Origin of the sequence: Novipirellula sp., assembly GCF_041583735.1 — a bacterium.
Classification (GTDB): domain Bacteria; phylum Planctomycetota; class Planctomycetia; order Pirellulales; family Pirellulaceae; genus Novipirellula.
On sequence record NZ_JBFHFD010000972.1, the window covers coordinates 1 to 2,157 of the forward strand.

Genomic DNA, 2,157 nt, shown 5'->3' on the forward strand with positions numbered 1-2,157 from the left:
AAACGCATGTGTTTTGGGCATGAGGAGAGTTTAGCAAACCGCTGGTGGTGGCAGAATGATGGGTGGCAGGTGCGCCGGGATAAAACCGGTTTGGAATAGGAATTGAAAGTGTTCTACGAAAAAGGTTTAGCCTACCATTTCGGCCTCCAGCGGAGGTGCGACCGCGGTAACAACGTCGTGCTGAGCGTCCGCCCCGGAGGGAAACGCAGGCCAGCTATTGAGCTCCGAAATCAATGTAGTTTCGTGTGTCGACCTTGTCTGCCCATGGGGAAGACAACATCCGGTGCATCGTTATTCTTGGCGAGATGCAACGGAACACGGCGGAGTCTGAGAACCTGTGCATGTGTAGACATTCCAAACGCGAGAACCGGGAGATCCCAACAGTTCCTTGGTCCGCCCACGGGCGACCACAAGGACGGTCAGCGAACCTTTCCGAGGGTAAGGCTGACATGAACGCTGCTGGGAAGTCTGATGGGGCCGTAGTACCGTCGACGCAGACGAACAAGGCTGGAACTGATCCAGCTGCGGAGTCTGTCGAGGAAAGGGACCCAGCCGAGAGAAACGCCGATCAACCCGACCTCGACCGCGCTCCGAAGCGGAAACGACGAAGGTCACTCGGGTTGGCAGGCGTGCGCGAAACAGCTCGCAATCAACGCGAGCTGAAGTTCACATCCTTGCTGCATCACGTCAATGAATCCCTCCTCCGCGAGGCCTACTTCGACCTGAAGAAGGACGCGGCTACGGGAATCGATGGGGTGACATGGCAAGAATATCAAGACGACCTGGACGATCGAATCACCGATCTGCACGGTCGCATTCACCGGGGGGCTTACCGAGCCAAGCCATCGAAGAGAATCTACATCCCCAAGCCGGATGGTCGTCAGCGACCGATCGGGATCGCATCGCTGGAGGATAAAATCGTCCAGCAAGCGGTCGTTTGGGTGCTGCAGTCGATCTACGAGCAGGACTTTCTCGGTTTCAGTTACGGCTACCGGCCAGGCCAGAGCCAGCACGCGGCGCTCGATGCGCTGAGTGTGGCTCTGACCAGCAAGAAGGTGAATTGGGTTCTTGACGCCGATGTCGAAGGTTTCTTCGACACGATCGACCACGAGTGGTTGATCAAATTCCTTGAGCATCGCATCGGCGACAACAGAATGCTTCGTCTGATCCGGAAATGGCTTCGGGCCGGGATCAGCGAAGAGGGAGAGTGGTCCGAGACGCTGGCAGGTACACCCCAAGGCGCGGTGATTTCACCACTCCTTGCCAACGTGTATTTGCACTATGTCTTCGACCTTTGGATACAGTGGTGGCGCAGTCAAAGTGGACGGGGCGAGATCGTGGTGGTCCGTTATGCGGACGACTTCGTGATTGGTTTTCAGCACAAACATGACGCCGAAGTCTGTCTGGAGTCCCTCCATGACCGTTTCGGCAAGTTTGGCCTGAAGCTCCACGCTGGCAAGACTCGACTGATTGAATTCGGTCGCTACGCCGCAGAACGTCGAGGCAACCGTGGGGAGGGTCGACCGGAAACGTTCGACTTTCTCGGCTTCACGCATCGCTGTGGGACGACTCGCCGCAATGGCTGGTTCACGATCCACCGCGAAACGATAGCCAAACGGATGCGTGGGACACTTGCGGCTTTGCAGCAGAAGTTGATCGAGCGACGACATTGGCCAATCGGGTCGATCGGGAGGTGGCTCGAACGGGTCCTCCGCGGCTGGCAGAATTACTATGCCGTTCCCGGAAACATGCCCCGTCTTCGGCAGTTCCGCGACGCCCTCACCAAGCTCTGGCTACGTCAACTTTGTCGGCGTAGTCAACGCAGCAAATGGACTTGGGAACGCATGCGTCGTCTGACGACCGTGCATTATCCTAAGCTCCAAATCCAGCATCCCTACCCGAGTGAACGCCACCGCGCCCGACTTGAGGCAGGAGCCGTATGAGGTAATTCTTCGAGTACGGATCTGTGCGGGGGGCCGCCGGCAACGGCGGTCCCTACCGCGATAATCATGTTCTGACCGCTCAGGTCGCGGAATCAATATGATTCTGCCATCCCATCATTCTGCCATCCCCGTCTCGCCACGGCCGCCGTCTGCTACCGGGAGGGTGGGGGCCCGTAGGCTCGCGCCCAATGCCACCTACTTTGTGGTCATTCGG

Annotated in this window: 1 protein-coding gene; it reads left to right on the forward strand. The window is 57.9% G+C overall.

Going from position 1 to position 2,157, the window contains the following annotated elements; translation table 11 throughout:
* The first annotated feature begins 629 nt into the window (after positions 1-629).
* Positions 630-1,943, forward strand: coding sequence for a group II intron reverse transcriptase/maturase (gene ltrA, locus ABX962_RS35165; RefSeq protein WP_372726316.1), 1,314 nt, complete (start codon positions 630-632; stop codon positions 1,941-1,943).
* Positions 1,944-2,157: the final 214 nt, after the last annotated feature.